Annotated in this window: 19 protein-coding genes; 15 read left to right on the top strand and 4 right to left on the bottom strand. The window is 72.5% G+C overall.

Annotated features, from left to right (window positions below; genetic code table 11):
• Positions 1 to 9 precede the first annotated feature (9 nt).
• The 5 genes from FB465_RS13895 to FB465_RS35790 all read left to right on the top strand — a co-directional run bounded on the left by FB465_RS13895 (position 10) and on the right by FB465_RS35790 (position 4,893).
• Positions 10 to 1,455 (top strand): NAD(P)H-hydrate dehydratase, encoded by a 1,446-nt coding sequence (locus FB465_RS13895; protein ID WP_145790737.1) that lies wholly within the window; start codon positions 10 to 12, stop codon positions 1,453 to 1,455.
• A gap of 120 nt (positions 1,456 to 1,575) precedes the next feature.
• A complete protein-coding gene (gene alr / locus FB465_RS13890; protein ID WP_145790735.1) occupies positions 1,576 to 2,760 on the top strand; it encodes an alanine racemase in 1,185 nt (394 codons plus the stop codon).
• Positions 2,757 to 4,109 carry an alpha/beta fold hydrolase gene (locus tag FB465_RS13885; RefSeq protein WP_145790733.1) on the top strand — a complete coding sequence of 451 codons (1,353 nt, stop codon included), beginning with the start codon at positions 2,757 to 2,759 and terminating at the stop codon, positions 4,107 to 4,109. Before alr ends, FB465_RS13885 begins: the two co-directional genes overlap by 4 nt.
• A gap of 20 nt (positions 4,110 to 4,129) precedes the next feature.
• Entirely contained in the window at positions 4,130 to 4,630 is a 501-nt protein-coding gene (gene tsaE / locus FB465_RS13880; protein WP_145790731.1) for a tRNA (adenosine(37)-N6)-threonylcarbamoyltransferase complex ATPase subunit type 1 TsaE, read from the top strand.
• Between the two features lie 89 nt (positions 4,631 to 4,719).
• A complete protein-coding gene (locus FB465_RS35790; RefSeq protein ID WP_170290435.1) occupies positions 4,720 to 4,893 on the top strand; it encodes a hypothetical protein in 174 nt (57 codons plus the stop codon).
• Positions 4,894 to 5,041: 148 nt separating this feature from the next.
• Here the strand turns inward: FB465_RS35790 and FB465_RS13875 are convergent, their stop codons facing one another.
• Complete coding sequence (locus FB465_RS13875; protein WP_246192659.1) at positions 5,042 to 5,599, bottom strand: hypothetical protein; 558 nt, start codon at positions 5,597 to 5,599, stop codon at positions 5,042 to 5,044.
• 132 nt (positions 5,600 to 5,731) lie between these two features.
• Here FB465_RS13875 and tsaB point away from each other — a divergent pair, with 132 nt between their 5' ends.
• From tsaB to FB465_RS13850, 5 genes are all read left to right on the top strand, one after another.
• A complete protein-coding gene (gene tsaB, locus FB465_RS13870) occupies positions 5,732 to 6,385 on the top strand; it encodes a tRNA (adenosine(37)-N6)-threonylcarbamoyltransferase complex dimerization subunit type 1 TsaB (protein WP_145790730.1) in 654 nt (217 codons plus the stop codon).
• A 14-nt stretch (positions 6,386 to 6,399) separates the two neighbouring features.
• Positions 6,400 to 6,870 (top strand): ribosomal protein S18-alanine N-acetyltransferase, encoded by a 471-nt coding sequence (rimI, locus tag FB465_RS13865; RefSeq protein WP_145797339.1) that lies wholly within the window; start codon positions 6,400 to 6,402, stop codon positions 6,868 to 6,870.
• Positions 6,863 to 7,942, top strand: coding sequence for a tRNA (adenosine(37)-N6)-threonylcarbamoyltransferase complex transferase subunit TsaD (gene tsaD / locus FB465_RS13860; RefSeq protein ID WP_145790728.1), 1,080 nt, complete (start codon positions 6,863 to 6,865; stop codon positions 7,940 to 7,942). Before rimI ends, tsaD begins: the two co-directional genes overlap by 8 nt.
• Before the next feature lie 11 nt (positions 7,943 to 7,953).
• Positions 7,954 to 8,199, top strand: a complete 246-nt coding sequence (locus FB465_RS13855) for a hypothetical protein (RefSeq protein WP_246192658.1) — start codon at positions 7,954 to 7,956, stop codon at positions 8,197 to 8,199.
• Between the two features lie 99 nt (positions 8,200 to 8,298).
• On the top strand, positions 8,299 to 9,117 hold the full coding sequence (locus tag FB465_RS13850; RefSeq protein ID WP_145790724.1) for a polysaccharide deacetylase family protein: 819 nt from the start codon (positions 8,299 to 8,301) through the stop codon (positions 9,115 to 9,117).
• Here FB465_RS13850 and FB465_RS13845 read toward each other — a convergent pair.
• Together FB465_RS13845 and FB465_RS13840 are read right to left on the bottom strand one after the other, a co-directional pair.
• On the bottom strand, positions 9,099 to 10,271 hold the full coding sequence (locus tag FB465_RS13845; RefSeq protein WP_145790723.1) for a class I SAM-dependent methyltransferase: 1,173 nt from the start codon (positions 10,269 to 10,271) through the stop codon (positions 9,099 to 9,101). The genes FB465_RS13850 and FB465_RS13845 overlap by 19 nt on opposite strands.
• Before the next feature lie 35 nt (positions 10,272 to 10,306).
• Positions 10,307 to 10,753, bottom strand: a complete 447-nt coding sequence (locus FB465_RS13840) for a DUF6234 family protein (protein ID WP_145790721.1) — start codon at positions 10,751 to 10,753, stop codon at positions 10,307 to 10,309.
• Between the two features lie 324 nt (positions 10,754 to 11,077).
• Here FB465_RS13840 and groES point away from each other — a divergent pair, with 324 nt between their 5' ends.
• The 3 genes from groES to FB465_RS13825 all read left to right on the top strand — a co-directional run bounded on the left by groES (position 11,078) and on the right by FB465_RS13825 (position 14,468).
• Positions 11,078 to 11,383 carry a co-chaperone GroES gene (gene groES / locus FB465_RS13835; RefSeq protein WP_145790719.1) on the top strand — a complete coding sequence of 102 codons (306 nt, stop codon included), beginning with the start codon at positions 11,078 to 11,080 and terminating at the stop codon, positions 11,381 to 11,383.
• 99 nt (positions 11,384 to 11,482) lie between these two features.
• The gene (groL, locus tag FB465_RS13830) at positions 11,483 to 13,114 is read left to right on the top strand and encodes a chaperonin GroEL (RefSeq protein ID WP_145790717.1); all 1,632 of its coding nucleotides are present in this window, start codon (positions 11,483 to 11,485) and stop codon (positions 13,112 to 13,114) included.
• A gap of 352 nt (positions 13,115 to 13,466) precedes the next feature.
• The gene (locus FB465_RS13825; protein WP_145790715.1) at positions 13,467 to 14,468 is read left to right on the top strand and encodes a LysR family transcriptional regulator; all 1,002 of its coding nucleotides are present in this window, start codon (positions 13,467 to 13,469) and stop codon (positions 14,466 to 14,468) included.
• Positions 14,469 to 14,516: 48 nt separating this feature from the next.
• Here FB465_RS13825 and FB465_RS13820 read toward each other — a convergent pair whose 3' ends face one another.
• On the bottom strand, positions 14,517 to 14,843 hold the full coding sequence (locus FB465_RS13820; RefSeq protein WP_145790714.1) for a WhiB family transcriptional regulator: 327 nt from the start codon (positions 14,841 to 14,843) through the stop codon (positions 14,517 to 14,519).
• Positions 14,844 to 15,416: 573 nt separating this feature from the next.
• Between FB465_RS13820 and FB465_RS13815 the strand changes: the two genes are divergently transcribed.
• Both FB465_RS13815 and shbA read left to right on the top strand, forming a co-directional pair.
• Positions 15,417 to 16,028, top strand: a complete 612-nt coding sequence (locus tag FB465_RS13815; protein WP_014136228.1) for a response regulator transcription factor — start codon at positions 15,417 to 15,419, stop codon at positions 16,026 to 16,028.
• 448 nt (positions 16,029 to 16,476) lie between these two features.
• Positions 16,477 to 17,034, top strand: coding sequence for an RNA polymerase sigma factor ShbA (shbA, locus tag FB465_RS13810; protein ID WP_145797338.1), 558 nt, complete (start codon positions 16,477 to 16,479; stop codon positions 17,032 to 17,034).
• The last annotated feature ends 141 nt before the right edge of the window (positions 17,035 to 17,175 follow it).

The raw sequence follows: 17,175 nt of genomic DNA, 5'->3' as shown, positions 1-17,175 counted from the left end.
GAGGGCGTCGTGCGCCACGCACACACGGTCGAGCAGGTACGGGCCGCGGAGGCCGAGCTGATGGCCCGGCTGCCGGAGGGCACGCTGATGCAGCGGGCCGCGGCCGGGCTGGCCGCGACCTGCGCCCGGCTGCTGCCGCGGGTGTACGGGAGCCGGGTGGTGGTGCTGGCCGGCAGCGGGGACAACGGGGGCGACGCCCTGTACGCGGGTGCGCGGCTGGCCCGGCGCGGGGCGGCGGTGAGCGCGCTGCTGCTCGCGCCCGAGCGGGTGCACACCGGCGGGCTGGCCGCCCTGCGGGCCGCGGGCGGCCGGGTGACGACGGATCAGGGGGAGTTCTCGCGGGCCGATCTGGTGCTCGACGGCATCGTCGGCATCGGGGGCCGCGGCGGCCTGCGGCCGGAGGCTCAGCCGTACGCGGCGGCGGAGCGGCGCGGGGTGGTCGTGGCCGTGGATGTGCCGAGCGGTGTGGACCCCGACAGCGGGGCGGTGCCGGGCGCGGCGCTGCGGGCGGATGTGACGGTCTGCTTCGGCACCTACAAGCCGGGGCTGTTGGTCGACCCCGGTGCGTCGTACGCGGGGATCGTGCAACTGGTCGACATCGGGCTGGCGTTGCCCGGCGCGGGGGTGACGGCCCTTCAGCACGATGACCTGGCGGGCATGCTGCCGGTACCGACGGTGGAGAGCGACAAGTACCGGCGCGGGGTGGTCGGGGTCGCGGCGGGTTCGGCACGGTACCCGGGAGCGGCGCTGCTGGCGGTGGCCGGCGCGTTGCGGGGCGGTGCGGGCGCCGTGCGGTACGTCGGTACGGCGGCCGAGGAGGTGGTGCGGCGCTTCCCCGAGGTGCTGGTCACCGAGGGCGGGCCGGCCGGGGCGGGGCGGGTGCAGGCCTGGGTGGTCGGCCCCGGCGGCGGGGACGGCGCCGCTCGGGCGCTGGAGGAGGCGCTGGCGAGCCCGGTGCCGGTACTGGTGGATGCCGACGGGCTGACGGAGCTGGCACGACTGGGGCCGGCGGCACTGGCGGGGCGTACGGCGCCGACGCTGCTCACCCCGCACACGGGCGAGGCCGCCCGCCTGCTCGCGGGGGCCACGGCACAGGCTCCGCCCGCGGCCGACGAGCTGGCCGCCGCCCGGCTGGCGAGCGCACGCCGCCTGGCGGCGGAGTACCGGGCGACCGTCCTGCTCAAGGGCTCGACCACCGTGGTCGCCGAGCCCACCGGGGAGGTACGGGTGAATCCCACGGGGACTTCCTGGCTGGCCACGGCGGGGAGCGGCGACGTGCTGGCCGGGTTGGCGGGGTCCTTGCTCGCGGCCGGGCTGGGGACGCTGGACGCGGCCTCGGCCGCCGCCTATCTGCACGGGCTGGGGGGGCGGGAAGCGGCAGCGGGCGGGGGCCCGGTCACCGCGCTGGACGTCGCGGCGCGGCTGGGGAGTGCGTGGCGGGTGGTGCGGGGCTGAACGGTGCGGGGCTGAACGGTGCGGAACCCGGGGGCGGTCGGCCGCGTCGTAGGAGGTCGGACGCCGCGCCCGTTGGGGCGTTCGTGGGGCAGGGGGGCCGGTCTGGGAGACTGATACGCGATGACAACTGCGAACACGACCGGTACGGCCGCCCTCACCCGTGGGGTCCGCGCCGAGGCGACCATTGATCTGGCCGCCCTGCGGGGGAACCTCGCGGCGCTTCGGGCGCGTACGAGCGGCCCTGAACTGATGGCCGTGGTCAAGGCGGACGCCTATGGCCACGGTGCGGTTCAGTGTGCCCGCGAGGCCGTCGCGGCCGGCGTGGGCTGGCTCGGCACCGCCACGCCCGAGGAGGCGCTGGCGCTGCGTGCGGCCGGGATCGGCCGTGAGCAGGCCCGCATCCTGTGCTGGTTGTGGACCCCGGGCGGCCCCTGGGAGCAGGCGCTGCGGGCGGATGTCGACGTCTCGGTCAGCGGCCTCTGGGCCTTGGAGGAGCTGCTCCGGGCGGTACGGGAGACGGGTCTCACGGCCCGGGTGCACCTGAAGGCGGACACCGGCCTCGGCCGTAACGGATGCCAGCCGCACGACTGGCCGGAGCTGGTCGCGGCGGCTCTGCGCGCGCAGGCCGAGGGCCTGGTCCGGGTGGTCGGGATCTGGTCGCACTTCGCGGCCGCGGACGAGCCGGGCCATCCGTCGATCCAGGCGCAGCTGGACGGCTTCGCCGCGGCACTGGACTTCGCCGAGCGGGCCGGTGCCCGGCCCGAGGTGCGGCACCTGGCGAACTCGCCGGCCACCCTGCTGCTTCCGCAGTCGCACTACGACATGGTCCGCACCGGGCTGGCGATGTACGGGCTCTCGCCGGTCCCCGAGGTCGGTGCCCCGGCGGACTTCGGGCTGCGCCCGGTGATGTCGCTGACGGCCAGGCTGGCGCTGGTCAAGACGGTGCCGGGGGGCCACGGGGTCAGCTACGGCCACCACTACGTGACGCCCGGCGAGACCACCCTGGGCCTGGTCCCGCTCGGGTACGCGGACGGCATTCCGCGCCATGCGAGCGGGACGGGGCCGGTGCAGGTCGCGGGCAAGTGGCGGACCGTGGCGGGGCGGGTCGCGATGGACCAGTTCGTGGTGGATCTGGGCGGGGACACGCCCGAGGTCGGCGAGGAGGTGCTGCTCTTCGGCAACGGCGAGCGCGGTGAGCCGACCGCCGAGGACTGGGGCCGGGCCTGCGGCACGCTCTCGTACGAGATCGTCACGCGGATCGGCGCCCGGGTGCCGCGCCGCTATGTGGGTGGGACAGGGCTATGAGCGAGTCGAACAGCAACCCGGTCGCCGCGGTCGCCCGGGCCGCCGAGACCGCCTCGGCGGGGGTCAGCCGGGCCGGGCTGATCGGCATCTCGGTCGGCGTGGTCGCCGCCGGTGCGGCGGCGGGCGTGGCGATAGAGCGGCTGACAGTGGGCCGGGCGATGCGCCGGCGGGCCCGGGAGGAGCTGGACGCCGCGGCGCCGTACGGTTCGCTGCGCGGGCGTCCGCGGACCGTGGCCGCGCCGGACGGGACCGAGCTGTACGTCGAGTCCGACGGGACGGGCTGGGCGGGCCCGGTGCTGGTGCATCCGGAGGAGGCTCCCGCCAAGCGGGGGTGGTTCTCCCGGCGGCGGGGTGACGGGTCCGTCGACCGCAGCGGTCTGCCGGGACTGCTCGGCGGGTCCGGTGCGCTGGTCAGGGCGAGCAGCCGCAGGAGCTTCGGGGCGCCGGAGGCGCGGACCGCGGAGCCGCTGACGGTGATCTTCTGCCACGGCTACTGCCTCAGCCAGGACAGCTGGCACTTCCAGCGTGCGGCGCTGCGTGAGGGCATGCGGCTGGTGTTCTGGGACCAGCGCAGCCACGGCAGGTCGGAGCGGTCGCGTTCGTACCTGGCGGGCGAGCCCGCGAGCATCGACCAGCTCGGGGGAGATCTCAAGGCCGTCATCGACGCGGTCGCCCCGGAGGGGCCGATCGTGCTGGTCGGCCACTCGATGGGTGGTATGACCATCATGGCGCTGGCCGACCAGCACCCCGAGCTGTTCCGGGAGAGGGTCGCCGGGGTCGCGCTGGTCGGCACCCTGGCGAGCGACTGGAACTCCGTCACGCTGGGGCTGCCCGCGGTCGGCGCCAAGCTGATAAAGCGGATGGCCCCGGGCGTGGTGAGGCTGCTGGGCCGTCAGGTCGAGCTGGTGGAGGCCACCCGCAGGTTCGGGTCGGACTTCGCCGCGGTCTTCTACCGCAGGTTCTCGTTCGGGACGAAGGACGTGGACCCGGCCGTCGCCCGCTTCGCCGAGCAGCTGCTGGACGCCACCCCGATCGATGTGGTCGCCGAGTTCTACCCGGCCTTCGGCGCCCACGAGAAGACCGCCGCCCTGGCCGCGCTGAGCGGCATCCCGACCCTGGTACTGGCCGGCACGAAGGACCTGCTCACGCCGCCCGAGTACAGCGAGGCGATTGCCGCGGCGCTGCCGGAGGCGGAGCTGGAGCTGGTCCAGGACGCCGGGCACCTGGTCATGCTGGAGCGTCCCGAGACGGTGGACCGCCGGCTGGCCGGGCTGCTCCAGCGGGCCGTCGAGCACGCGGGTGCGGCGCCCCTGCCGCAGGCCGTACGGGACATTCGAGAAGACGCATGACCTCCTCCGGAAGGGCCCCGATGGGTTCGCAGACCGTCATCACCGTTGCCACCCCCGAGCGGATGAACCGGCTCGGCCTGGAGCTCGCCGGGCTGCTGCGCCCGGGGGACCTGGTGCTGCTGTCGGGGGAGCTGGGGGCGGGCAAGACCACGCTGACCCGGGGCCTGGGCGTCGGGCTGGGCGTGCGCGGAGCGGTGACCTCGCCGACCTTCGTGATCGCCCGGGTGCACCCCTCGCTGACCGGTGGTCCGGCGCTGGTGCACGTGGACGCGTACCGGCTGGGCGGCGGGCTGGACGAGATGGAGGACCTGGACCTCGACGTCTCGCTGCCGGAGTCGGTGGTCGTGGTGGAGTGGGGCGAGGGCAAGGTCGAGCAGCTGACGGACGACCGGCTGGAGGTGCGGATCGAGCGCGCCCTGGGCGGGACGGCCGACGACGACTCGGACCCGCGCGAGGTGACGCTGACCGGCGTCGGGGCCCGCTGGGACGGCGTCGATCTCACCGGATTGAGTGAAGGCTGAGCACCTTCCCGACAGACTGTCGGCAAGGTGTTGCGGGCCGGGGCACGACATGGTGGGATGGGTTAGGTCTACCTAACGAGGGAGGCGCCATGTCGAGCACCACCCCCGCCGCGGAGCCCACCGCGCAGGAGCGGGCCCGCGAGGACGATCAGGCCGTCCCGATGCGTACGCTGCTGGCCGCCTGTGCGGCTGCGGCAGCGGTCTCCACCCCGCCGAGGCACGAAGAGGCGAAGCGGGAGGAGTCTCCCCGGGCGGCCGCGTAGGGCTCCGCCGGTAGACGGGTAGCCGGGCAGCCACCTCAGGGGCGCGGGGAACCGCCCGAGACCGGAAGGCACCGGCCTGTGCCCTACCGCTGCGCGCAGTTCCCCGCGCCCCTGGGGTACCCCGTTGCCCACTTGTCGGCCGGGCCGCCTAGGCGATCACGTAGACCTTGGTCCCGTTGGGTGCGAAGTCCCAGAGGCTCTGGCCGTCGGTGCGGCCGGAGCGGATGCCACCGGTCCTCAGCTTGGGGTCGGGCGGTGCGGTCGAACCGTCCAGCGCGGCGCTGAACCCGAAGACCGTCCCGTTCTGCTGGGTGAAGCGGACCACGTGCTCGATCAGCTTGCCGTCGGTGCCGGAGCCCGTCGCGGTGCGGCTGTAGACGGTGTAGGTCCCGGCCGTCGGCTCCACCGAGCCGGGGGTGACCTTGAACGAGGCCAGGACCTGGGGGGTCTTCTTCGGGTCGACGAGCCAGACCTGGTGCGAGCCGAGCGAGTAGACCACCCGCAGACCCGTGCCGGAGTTGGCGGGCAGGGCGGCGGCGGTCGGGCTCGCACTGGCGGTCGGCGTGGGCGCGGCGGTACTGGTCGCCGGTTTCGCGGCGGGCGAGCGTGTCTCGGCGCCGTTGGCCTGGTAGGCCAGCAGGGCCACCCCGGCCATCGCCCCCACGGTCAGGGCGGTGACCACCACTCCAGGACGCGTCTTCGGCACGTGCGCTCCCACCGCTAGCTCGTACTGTCCGGCCCATCGTGCCAGGTCTGCGGTGATCCGCCGGACCGATCCGGACGTGTGTTCCCGGGCGGTACGAAATGCCGAGCTCGGCGACCCTCTAACCTTGACCCCGTGCTGCTGCTCGCGTTCGACACCGCCACCCCCGCCGTCACCGCCGCCGTCCACGACGGCACGGCCGTCCTCGCCGAGGCCTTCCAGGTCGACGCCAGACGGCACGGGGAACTGCTCCTGCCCGCCATCGACCGGGTGCTGAGCGAGGCCGGCGTCGACAAGCACCGGCTCACCGCCATCGCCGTCGGCGTCGGCCCGGGCCCGTACACCGGTCTGCGGGTCGGTCTGGTCACCGCGGCGGCGCTGGGGCACGCGCTCGGGGTGCCCGTGCACGGCGTCTGCACCCTGGACGCGATCGCCCACCAGGCGCGCACCGAGGGGCTGACCGGCCCGTTCACCGCCGCCACGGACGCGCGCCGCAAGGAGGTCTACTGGGCCTCGTACGACGCCCAGGGCCGCCGGGTCCAGGGGCCCGCGGTGGACCGGCCCGCGGAGCTGACGCCCGAGGCGCAGTCGGTGGGGGCGGGCGCGCTGCTCTACCCCGAGAGCTTCCCGGGGGCGCGCGGGCCCGAGCACGTCTCGGCCGGTGCCCTCGCGGACTTCGCGGCCGGCGAGCTGGCCGCCGGGCGGGAGCTGCTCCCCAACGTCCCGCTCTACCTGCGCCGTCCGGACGCCCAGGTGCCGGCGGGCTACAAGGCGGTGCTGCCCGCGTGACCGGTCTTCGCCCGATGCGCTGGTGGGACATCGAGCCGGTGATGGAGCTGGAGCTACGGCTCTTTCCCGAGGACGCCTGGTCGCACGGCATGTACTGGTCCGAGCTGGCCGAGGCGCATGCCGGCGGTACCAGGCACTACACCGTCGCCATCGGTGAGGACGGAGCCGTGGTCGGCTACGCCGGGCTGATGGCGGTGGGTGGCGAGGGCGATGTCCAGACCATCGCCGTCGACGACAGGTACCAGGGCTCGGGGCTCGGCGCCGCCCTGTTGACCGAGCTGATCGCGGAGGCCGCCCGGCGCGGCTGCGCCGAGCTGCTGCTGGAGGTGCGGGTGGACAACGTGCGTGCCCAGCGGCTGTACGAGCGCTTCGGCTTCGAGCCGGTCGGCATCAGACGCGGGTACTACCAGCCCGCCAACGTGGACGCTCTCGTGATGCGTCTGGAGAACCCGCAGTACGACCTGAAGGACACTCAGAATGGCTGACGAACCGCTCGTCCTCGGCATCGAGACCTCCTGCGACGAGACCGGCGTCGGCATCGTCCGCGGCACCACGCTGCTGGCCGACGCGGTGGCGTCGAGCGTCAACGACCACGCCCGCTTCGGCGGCGTCGTCCCCGAGATCGCCAGCCGGGCGCACCTGGAGGCGATGGTCCCGACCATCCAGCGCGCGCTGGACACGGCGGGCGTCAAGGCGACGGACCTGGACGGCATCGCGGTGACGGCGGGCCCCGGGCTGGCCGGTGCGCTGCTGGTGGGCGTCTCGGCGGCGAAGGCGTACGCCTGGGCGCTGGACAAGCCGCTGTACGGGGTGAACCACCTGGCCTCGCACATCTGCGTGGACCAGTTGGAGCACGGCCGCCTGCCGCAGCCCACGATGGCCCTGCTGGTGTCGGGCGGCCACTCGTCGCTGCTGCTGAGCGAGGACATCACCACGGACGTCCGGCCGCTCGGCGCCACCATCGACGACGCGGCCGGCGAGGCCTTCGACAAGGTCGCGCGGGTGCTCGGGCTGGGCTTCCCGGGTGGCCCGGTGGTCGACCGGACGGCGCGTGAGGGCGACCGGAAGGCGATCGCCTTCCCGCGCGGTCTGAGCGGGCCGAAGGACCCCGAGTACGACTTCTCCTTCTCCGGCCTGAAGACGGCGGTTGCGCGCTGGGTCGAGGCCAAGCGCCGGGCAGGGGAGGAGGTGCCGATCGCCGACGTCGCGGCGTCCTTCCAGGAGGCCGTGACGGATGTGCTCACGCGCAAGGCCGTGAAGGCCTGCAAGGACAACGGCGTCGATCATCTGATGATCGGCGGTGGGGTGGCTGCCAACTCGCGGCTGCGGGAGATGGCGCAGCAGCGCTGCGACCGGGCCGGGATCGTGCTGCGCGTACCGCGCCCCGGCCTGTGCACGGACAACGGCGCGATGGTCGCGGCCCTCGGCTCGGAGATGGTCTGGCGGAACCGCGCGCCCTCGGCCTTCGACCTCTCGGCCGACTCCTCGCTGCCCGTCACCGAGGTGTCGGTGCCGCACACCGATCTGCACGCCGCCGCGCACCGGGCTCTGGGGTGACCCTCGCCGCCATGTGGGAGGCCCGCGCGGCCGACGGCCGGGGCGCCGAGCTGCACCGCTGGGTGCACGAGGCCGCACTGCCCGAACTGCGCGGTGCGGCCGGGCTCCTGCGGACGGAGGTGTTCACCGCCTCGGGGGACAGGGTGCTGCTGATCACCTGGTGGGCGGGCGAGCCGCTGCCCGTCCCGGACCCGCCGGGCGAACTGCTCGGGCGACCCGTGCACCGGTGGAGCTTCACCAGTGAGCACGTCGAGTAGCGTGCTTTCCTGAGAGTTCACTGAACGACGCGGGGGAGCACGGTGCAGACGCACGGGTGGGGCAGGACGAGGACGTACGGAGCCGGGGCCCTTGCCCTGATGGCGGCTCTGACCGGGTGCAGCAGCGCGTCGGGGACTCCGGCCGCCCCGCCGGTGAAGTCCAGTGCCCCTCCCGGCGCACCGGCGGCCTCAAGCTCGGCCTCGGCCGCGCCGCAGGGCACCGGCTGGGCCAAGTGGGGCCTGCAGCCGCTGCCGCAGGCGCCCGCCGCGCCCGCGGACAAGCCGATCAAGCTCGCCCGTACGGGGACCGTGCCGGTCTTCAGCGAGGTGCCGACCAAGGACAAGGTCGTCTTCATCACCATCGACGACGGCGCCGAGAAGGACCCGAAGTTCGTCGAGATGATGAACGACCTCAAGGTCCCGATCTCGATGTTCCTGACCCGCGACATCGTCAAGGACGACTACGGCTACTTCAAGCCGCTGCAGGCCCTCGGCAACCACATCCAGAACCACACCGTCGACCACCCGGTGATGAGCAAGATCCCGGCGGAGAGGCAGAAGACCGAGGTCTGCGACGACCAGGCGGCCCTCACCCAGCAGTACGGCAAGGCCCCGCTGCTCTTCCGCCCGCCGTACGGCGACGGCGCGCACACGCCCACCCTCAACACCTCGGTGCAGCAGTGCGGTCCGCGGGCGATCGTGCTGTGGCGCGAGTCGATGCAGATCCACGACATGCAGTACCAGGCCGCCGACAAGAAGTTGAGGCCCGGAGACATCATCCTGGCCCACTTCCGGGGTCCGAAGGACCTCAAGGGCGAGACCATGACGCAGATGTTCGGTGAGCTGCTGAGCAGGATTCAGGAGCAGGGCTTCGCGGTCGCCAGGCTGGAGGACTACATTCAGGCGCCCACGGGCTGACCCAGCATCATGAGATGCCCGTCGCCCTTCCGGCTCAGGATGACCGTCACCGTCTCCGGGCCGCTCGGCTTGAGCTGGCGGCGGAGGTCCTCCGGGGTCATCGAGATGCCGCGCTTCTTGATCACCACGGTGCCGACCTTGCGCTCGCGGAGGATCGCCCTGAGCTTCTTGACGTTGAACGGGAGCACGTCGGTGATCTCGTACGCGTGGGCGAAAGGCGTCGGGACCAGCCGGTCGGAGGTCAGGTAGGCGATCATCGGGTCGATCAGCGTTCCGCCCACCTGCTCGGCGACCTCGGCCACCAGGTGGGCCCGGATCACCGCGCCGTCCGGCTCGTAGAGGTAGCGGCGGACCGGGCCGGCGAGCGGGTCGGGGAGACGGCCGCCGGTGAGGGTGTGGCCGCCGGGGAGCAGGGTGGCGCGGTGCGGCTCGGCGGGCGTGGTGCCGAACCAGAGCCCGGCCTCCTTCACCTCGCCGTGGTCCGAGATCCACTCGGCCTCCGCGCCCTCGGGGACGACGTCGTGCGGGATGCCGGGCGCGACCTTGAGTGCTCCGAACGGGGTACGGCGGGCCGCGTCGACAGCCCAGGAGAGTGGTGGTGAGTACGCCTCCGGGTCGAACACCCGGCCCTTCGAGGTGCGGCGGGCCGGGTCGGTGAAGACCGCGTCGTACCCGGTGACGTCCGTCCGGGTGACATCCTCGCAGCGCACCTCGATCAGCTCGGCCAGGCCCAGCGCGGCGGCGTTCGCCTCGGCGACGGCGCAGGTCAGCGGGTCCCGGTCGACGGCCAGTACGGCGATTCCGGCGCGGGCGAGGGCGATCGCGTCGCCGCCGATCCCGCAGCAGAGGTCGGCGAGGGTCTTCACGCCGAGCGCCGCGAAGCGCTGCGCCCGCCACTCGCCGACGCTGCGGCGGGTGGCCTGCTCGACGCCGTTCGGGGTGAAGTACATCGCGTCCGCGTCCTCGTCGAACTTCGCCCGGGCCCGCTGCCGCAGCTGCGCCTGGGCGAGCGCGGCGGAGACCAGCTCGGCCGGGTGCTCGCGCCGCAGCCGGGTGGCCAGCGTCAGCTCCTGGCCGGGCTTGAACTCGCGCAGCTCCGCGAGCAGGGTCTGGCCCTCGTCGGTCAGCAGGGCTCGGAACGATTCGATCTCCACGGGGCCATTGTCCCGTGACGAGCGGGGCGCCGCGCTCAGCCGCCGGGGCAGTCGTTGCTGCCGCTGAAGCAGGGGCGGTAGTCCGAGGGCAGCGGCGTGGGGCGGGTGTCGTGCCGGTGGTCGTACGCGTAGCCGCCGGCCACCAGGAGCAGCAGCCCGGCCAGCAGCATCCCGTGCACGGTGGCGGTGATGGGCAGTCGGCTGCGGCAAGCCAGGACGGTGACCAGCAGCAGTCCGGCCGCGAACCCCGCGACGGCCAGGACCGGGACCCAGTCGTAGGGCTTCGGCCCGGTGCTGCCGCCGGTGTCCCACGCTCGGATCAGCAGGGCGTAGAGGCCCACCACCGCCAGCGCGCCCTCGAGGGCGACCAGGACGACGGTGAGCAGGAGGTCCACGAGCGGGCCCCGCGGCTTGGGCGGGAGGAGCGGCTCGGCGGGCCCGGGATCGGCGGGCGGGGGTGGCACCGATGGGTAGGCGAACACGGGAGCAGTCTTCCGCGGGGCGGGCGCCCGCACATGAGTACGGCTACTCAGTTCACGGGTAGTCAGTTCGCCGCTGCCCGGTTCGACGGCTGCCCGGAGTCAACGGATCATCCGGTTGCACGCCACACCGGTTTCCGCGATCGGCGAGCCACGCCGTTGGCACTCTGGTTGACTGAGTGCTAACGGCCGCCTATGGTCGTTCCTGGCACTCCCCACCGGGTGAGTGCTAACGCGACGAAGCGTGCCTGACCCCCGCGACGGCAGGCACCGATCGTCGCTCCTACCTGTAGAACAACCCCGTAATCTCCGAAGGGGAGCTCGGACGTGACCGCCAGCAGCAAGGTTGCCATCAAGCCGCTCGAGGACCGCATCGTGGTCCAGCCGCTCGACGCCGAGACCACCACGGCCTCCGGCCTGGTTATCCCGGACACCGCCAAGGAGAAGCCCCAGGAGGGCGTCGTCCTGGCCGTCGGCCCGGGTCGCTTCGAGGACGGCCAGCGTCTTCCGCTCGACGTCACCGTCGGCGACATCGTCCTGTACTCGAAGTACGGCGGCACCGAGGTGAAGTACCAGGGCGAGGAGTACCTGGTCCTCTCGGCGCGCGACGTTCTCGCCATCATCGAGAAGTAAGTCGTTCCAGCCCGCCCCGGATCCGTGTCAGCACCTGACAGGGGCCCGGGGCGTGGTTGTTGGCTCACGCAGTCAGTAGATCCCTGAGGAAACGGAACCATGCCGAAGATCCTGCAGTTCGACGAGGACGCCCGCCGCTCGCTCGAGCGTGGCGTGAACAAGCTTGCCGACACCGTGAAGGTGACCATCGGCCCCAAGGGCCGCAACGTCGTCATCGACAAGAAGTTCGGCGCCCCCACCATCACCAACGACGGTGTGACCATCGCCCGTGAGGTCGAGCTCGACGACCCGTACGAGAACCTCGGCGCGCAGCTGGTCAAGGAGGTCGCCACCAAGACCAACGACGTCGCGGGTGACGGCACCACCACCGCCACCGTGCTGGCCCAGGCCCTGGTCAACGAGGGTCTGCGCAACGTCGCCGCCGGCGCCGGCCCCGCCGCCCTGAAGAAGGGCATCGACAAGGCCGTCGCCGCCGTCTCCGAGCACCTGCTCTCCATCGCCCGTGAGATCGAGGGCAAGGACGACGTCGCCGCCGTTGCCTCGCTGTCCGCCCAGGACACCCAGGTCGGCGAGCTCATCGCCGAGGCGATCGACAAGGTCGGCAAGGACGGTGTCATCACCGTCGAGGAGTCCAACACCTTCGGTGTGGAGCTGGACTTCACCGAGGGCATGCAGTTCGACAAGGGCTACCTCTCGCCGTACTTCGTCACCGACGCGGAGCGTCAGGAGGCGGTCCTCGAGGACCCGTACATCCTGATCAACCAGGGCAAGATCTCCTCGATCCAGGAGCTGCTCCCGCTGCTGGAGAAGATCCTGCAGGGCGGCACCTCCAAGCCGCTGCTGATCATCGCCGAGGACGTGGACGGCGAGGCGCTCTCCACCCTCGTGGTGAACAAGATCCGTGGCACCTTCAACGCGGTGGCCGTCAAGGCCCCGGGCTTCGGTGACCGCCGCAAGGCCATCCTGGGCGACCTGGCCACCCTCACCGGTGCCACCGTCATCTCCGAGGAGGTCGGCCTCAAGCTCGACCAGGCCGGTCTGGACGTGCTGGGCACCGCCCGCCGCGTCACCATCACCAAGGACGACACCACGGTCGTCGACGGTGCCGGTGACCACGAGGCCGTTGCCGGCCGCGTCGCCCAGATCAAGGCCGAGATCGCCAACACCGACTCGGACTGGGACCGCGAGAAGCTGCAGGAGCGCCTGGCGAAGCTCGCCGGCGGCGTCTGCGTCATCAAGGTCGGCGCCGCCACCGAGGTGGAGCTCAAGGAGCGCAAGCACCGCCTCGAGGACGCCATCTCGGCGACTCGCGCCGCGGTCGAGGAGGGCATCGTCGCCGGTGGTGGCGCCTCCCTCGTGCACGCTCAGAAGGTGCTGGACGGCGGCCTGGGCCTGTCGGGCGACGAGGCGACCGGTGTCGCGGTCGTCCGCAAGGCGCTCGCCGAGCCGCTGCGCTGGATCGCCCAGAACGCGGGCCTCGAGGGCTACGTCATCACCTCGAAGGTTGCCGACCTGGAGGCCGGTCACGGCTTCAACGCGGCCACCGGCGAGTACGGCGACCTGGTGAAGGCCGGCGTCATCGACCCGGTCAAGGTCACCCGCTCCGCGCTGGAGAACGCGGCCTCGATCGCGTCCCTGCTGCTCACCACCGAGACCCTCGTGGTGGAGAAGCCGGCCGAGGAGGAGGCCGGCAACGGTCACTCCCACGGCGGCCACGGCCACTCCCACTGACACCTGATCAGTGCCCGGAGGCCCGGCCCGTACCCTCTCCAGGGGTGCGGCCGGGCCTCCGGCGTTCCCGCTGACAGCTGGGCCGCGGGAGACCGTACGCACGTGGGCAACCACAGCAGGGGCGCGGTGCGTGACGGCTCAGGGCAACCACAGCAGGGGCGCGGTGCGTGACAGCTCAGAGCAACCACAGCAGGGGCGCGGGGAACTGCGCGATCAACCGTGCACGGACGTCGTGCCCTGGTCGTGCACGCAGTTGATCAAGCAGAGCCCCGCGCCCCTGGGGGGACCCCATCGCGTACGGTTCACATCAGGGAGATTTTGCGACGGCCAAAGTCTGCCTTATAACTGAGGCATGATCGAGGCCCGCCATCTGCGTGTGCTGCGCGCCGTCGCCCGCACCGGCTCCTTCTCGGCCGCCGCACGTGAACTCGGCTGCACCCAGCCCGCGGTGAGCCAGCAGATGAAGGCCCTGGAGAAGTCCGTCGCCACCCCGCTGGTGGTCCGCTCCGGGCGGGAGATGCAGCTCAGTGAGGCCGGCCAGGTGCTGCTCAAGCACGCCACCGGGATCCTCGCCGGCCTCTCCGCCGCCGAGGAGGAGGTGGCCGCCATCGCCGGCCTGCGCGCCGGACGGGTGCGGCTGGTCTCCTTCCCGACCGCGAGTTCCACCCTTGTGCCGACCGCCGTCGCCCGGCTGCGGGGCGTCCATCCGGGGGTCCGCGTGTCGCTGGTCGAGGCCGAGCCGCCGGAGTCGCTGGCGATGCTGCGGGGTGGCGAGTGCGAGGTCGCGCTGGCCTTCCGCTACCCGGACTCCCGCGGGGGAACCGCTCAGCGGGCCCCGCACGCCACGCCTCGCGAGGCCCGCGCCGAGGCGACCCTGGAGGCACAGGACAGGGCGGCCGCCAACGACTGGTCCGACCTGGTGGTCCGGCCGCTGCTCGACGACCCGCTGGCCGGACTGCTTCCGGCGGCGCATCCGCTGGCGGCGCGGGACGAGAGCCGGCCGGTGGACCTCGCGGAGCTCGCGGACGAGCAGTGGATCGCCGGCTGCCCGCAGTGCCGGGGCCACCTGGTGGAGCTCTGCGCTGCGGCGGGCTTCGAGCCGCGGATCGACTTCGCCACCGACGACTACCCCGCGGTGGCCGGCCTGGTCGCGGCCGGGCTCGGGGTGGCGGTGCTGCCGGGCCTCGCGCTGGAGGCGGTGCGCCACTCGGGTGTGGCGGCCGTGCCGGTCCGTGCGGCGTCGGGTGCCGCGGCCGTCCGCGAGGTGGTCGCGCTCACCCTGCCGGACCTTGCGGAGGTACCGGCCGTGGCCCTGATGCTGGATCAGCTCTCGGGGGCGGCTGCCGCTCGCTAGCGGTTGAGTTCAGGAGAAACGTTTCTGCATAGGCGTATCGGGCGGTGGTCAGCGCCTGATGCCGGCCGGCATGGTGAGCGGAACCTCGACCAGCCGGTTGCGCGAACGACCCATCAGTTCCTCGCGCTCGTCCTCGGTCAGACCGCCCCAGACGCCGTACGGCTCGCGGACCGCCAGCGCGTGTGCCGCGCACTCGGTCCGTACCGGGCACCGCATGCAGACCTCTTTGGCGCTTGCCTCGCGCGATGTACGCGCTGCCCCGCGCTCGCCCTCCGGGTGGAAGAAGAGCGAACTGTCCACGCCGCGGCAGGCGGCGGAGAGCTGCCAGTCCCAGAGGTCTGCGTTGGGGCCGGGGAGGCGGGAGAAATCTGCCATGGCTCATTCCCTTCAAGGACTCGAGGAGGCTCATCGGCTGAGGCTCGCTGAGACCCGTGGGCTCGGGGTCAGCTCGGGTCAGCTCGGCGAGGCTGCGAAGAGCCGGTACGGACACCTGGAAATATGACTTACGGCAACCACTGGGACAAGTCACCCACAGAGTTACACAACAGTCAATGACCGTATAGAAGCTATAAAAACGGACAAACGGGGCATGACGTTTGGCGGGTGTTCGCGTGCCAATCGGGTGGCGCCGGGGGCGCAGGCGGGCCCGAGGGCGTGCGCGTGGTGCGCGGGCCGCGCGCCGGCAGCACAAAAGTGCGGCGTGTGCACCGCGAGGTGGCTGATCAGTAATGGGTTGGCCACGTACAGTGGTGGAGATGGCCCTGAGGGCCGTAACTCATTCGAGTGACGGTCGTTGGATGTGCGGAGGCGGTTAGCGGGCGCTGGGCGTCGGGAACGATCGCGGGGACACCGGCGATCCGAACGAAGTCCGTCGCAATCGGCCGTGTCGGAGAGATTCGTACCAGCCAGGAGGCTCAACGTGACGCGGATCAGCTGCGGAGGACGGTCATGACATCCGTACTCGTCTGCGACGATTCCCCGCTCGCCCGGGAGGCGCTTCGCCGCGCGGTGGCGACGGTGCCCGGTGTCGACCGGGTGACCACGGCGACGAACGGTGAGGAGGTCCTCCGCCGCTGGGTGGCCGACCGTTCCGATCTCGTTCTGATGGATGTCCGGATGCCCGGCCTCGGCGGGGTGGAGACGGTGCGGCGGCTGCTGTCCGCCGATCCCGGGGCGCGCATCATCATGCTCACCGTCGCCGAGGATCTCGACGGTGTCGCGCTGGCGGTCGCCGCCGGGGCGCGCGGTTACCTGCACAAGGACGCCTCGCGCGCCGAGCTGCGGGCCACCGTCACCCAGGCGCTGGCCGACCCGACCTGGCGGCTCGCACCGCGTCGGCTGCGCAGCCCCGACATGGGTGCGGCGCCGACGCTGACGGCGCGTGAGATCCAGGTGCTGGAGGGCATGAGCCATGGGAGGAGCAACGCCGAGATCGGGCGCGAGCTCTTCCTGTCGGAGGACACCGTGAAGACGCACGCGCGGCGGCTCTTCAAGAAGCTCGGCGCGTCGGACCGGGCGCACGCGGTGGCCCTCGGCTTCCGCTGGGGACTGGTCCGCTGAGAGCCGGCCGCCCATGAGAGGCAGCCGCCCGGCCGCTTCGCTCGCTCAGACGTGTGACGTTACGGTCCCGAGGCTGCACCATGGAGTAGTGGAGCACCTCGGGGACCAGCGGACAGGTACTGCGGCGACGAGCGTGGCCGCCGGCGGCTCGGAGAACAGTTCGGAGAGCGGTGGCGCGGGAGGTGGCACGGCGGCGACGCATAACGTTCCGATGCACAACTCCGGACGCGGTGCCGCGTTTTCCGGCTCGACCAGGCACCATGGACCGATGCATGACGACGAGCCGGACTCCGATGTGGCCGCTTTTGACGGCCCGGGTGCCGATCCGTCGTACGCGGAGACCCCGCACCCCGATGACTCCCACCCCGATGACCCGCATCCCGATGACCTGCCTCGGGCCGCCGCCGAATCGCGCCGTCCGGTGCTGGGCGGTGGCGTGTCGCCGCTGATGGGTGAGCTGGTCGCGGCCGCCGTGAGAGGCGAGGGCCCCGCGATCGACGCGCTGCTCGCGTACGTCCACCCGCTGGCCCTGCGGTACTGCCGGGGCCGGCTGGTCCGGCTGCCCGGTGGCGCGCGGCACCATGTGGACGACGTCGCCCAGGAGGTGTGCGTGGCGGTGCTGTGCGCACTGCCGCGCTACAAGGACGAGGGGCGGCCGTTCGAGGCCTTCGTCTACGGCATCGCGGCGCACAAGATCGCCGACCTGCAGCGGGCCGCCATGCGCGGGCCCGGCTCCACGGTGATCCCGCCGGACGACATGCCGGAGCTGCCGGACGACGCGCTCGGCCCGGAGGAGCGGGCGCTGCTCAGCAGCGATGCGGCCTGGGCCAAGGAGCTGCTGTCGAACCTGCCGGCCCGTCAGCGCGAACTCGTGCTGCTCCGGGTGGCCGCGGGCCTGTCGGCGGAGGAGACGGGCGAGGTGCTCGGCATGTCTCCGGGTGCCGTACGGGTCGCCCAGCACCGGGCGCTCAGCCGGCTTCGGGCGCTGGCGGAAGAGTCCTCCTGATCCCGGTGTTGTCAAGGGGGCGCGAGCGGCATTCTCGGTGCCAGTACCATGGGGTATCGGCGCCTGGGCAGGTCGCCAAAGTTTCGCGGGTGTGAGCGGGGTTCCCCTGGAGGTTCCTCCAACTGTCCGCGGGTGTCTTGG

Origin of the sequence: Kitasatospora atroaurantiaca, assembly GCF_007828955.1 — a bacterium.
In the GTDB taxonomy this organism is placed as follows: Bacteria; Actinomycetota; Actinomycetes; order Streptomycetales; family Streptomycetaceae; genus Kitasatospora; species Kitasatospora atroaurantiaca.
The sequence above is the reverse complement of the archived record's forward strand: the minus strand, read 5'-3'. Positions and strand labels throughout refer to the sequence as shown.

Bases quoted from the DNA above. Each gene is read 5' to 3' on its own strand.
- rimI (WP_145797339.1), top strand. From the start codon at position 6,400: ATGCGCTGGTGGGACATCGAGCCGGTGATGGAGCTGGAGCTACGGCTC.
- FB465_RS13815 (WP_014136228.1), top strand. From the start codon at position 15,417: ATGACATCCGTACTCGTCTGCGACGATTCCCCGCTCGCCCGGGAGGCG.
- alr (WP_145790735.1), top strand. From the start codon at position 1,576: ATGACAACTGCGAACACGACCGGTACGGCCGCCCTCACCCGTGGGGTC.
- tsaE (WP_145790731.1), top strand. From the start codon at position 4,130: ATGGGTTCGCAGACCGTCATCACCGTTGCCACCCCCGAGCGGATGAAC.
- groL (WP_145790717.1), top strand. From the start codon at position 11,483: ATGCCGAAGATCCTGCAGTTCGACGAGGACGCCCGCCGCTCGCTCGAG.
- FB465_RS13850 (WP_145790724.1), top strand. From the start codon at position 8,299: ATGGCGGCTCTGACCGGGTGCAGCAGCGCGTCGGGGACTCCGGCCGCC.
- tsaD (WP_145790728.1), top strand. From the start codon at position 6,863: ATGGCTGACGAACCGCTCGTCCTCGGCATCGAGACCTCCTGCGACGAG.
- FB465_RS13820 (WP_145790714.1), bottom strand. From the start codon at position 14,843: ATGGCAGATTTCTCCCGCCTCCCCGGCCCCAACGCAGACCTCTGGGAC.
- FB465_RS13885 (WP_145790733.1), top strand. From the start codon at position 2,757: ATGAGCGAGTCGAACAGCAACCCGGTCGCCGCGGTCGCCCGGGCCGCC.
- shbA (WP_145797338.1), top strand. From the start codon at position 16,477: ATGGGTGAGCTGGTCGCGGCCGCCGTGAGAGGCGAGGGCCCCGCGATC.
- FB465_RS13855 (WP_246192658.1), top strand. From the start codon at position 7,954: ATGTGGGAGGCCCGCGCGGCCGACGGCCGGGGCGCCGAGCTGCACCGC.
- FB465_RS35790 (WP_170290435.1), top strand. From the start codon at position 4,720: ATGTCGAGCACCACCCCCGCCGCGGAGCCCACCGCGCAGGAGCGGGCC.
- FB465_RS13825 (WP_145790715.1), top strand. From the start codon at position 13,467: ATGATCGAGGCCCGCCATCTGCGTGTGCTGCGCGCCGTCGCCCGCACC.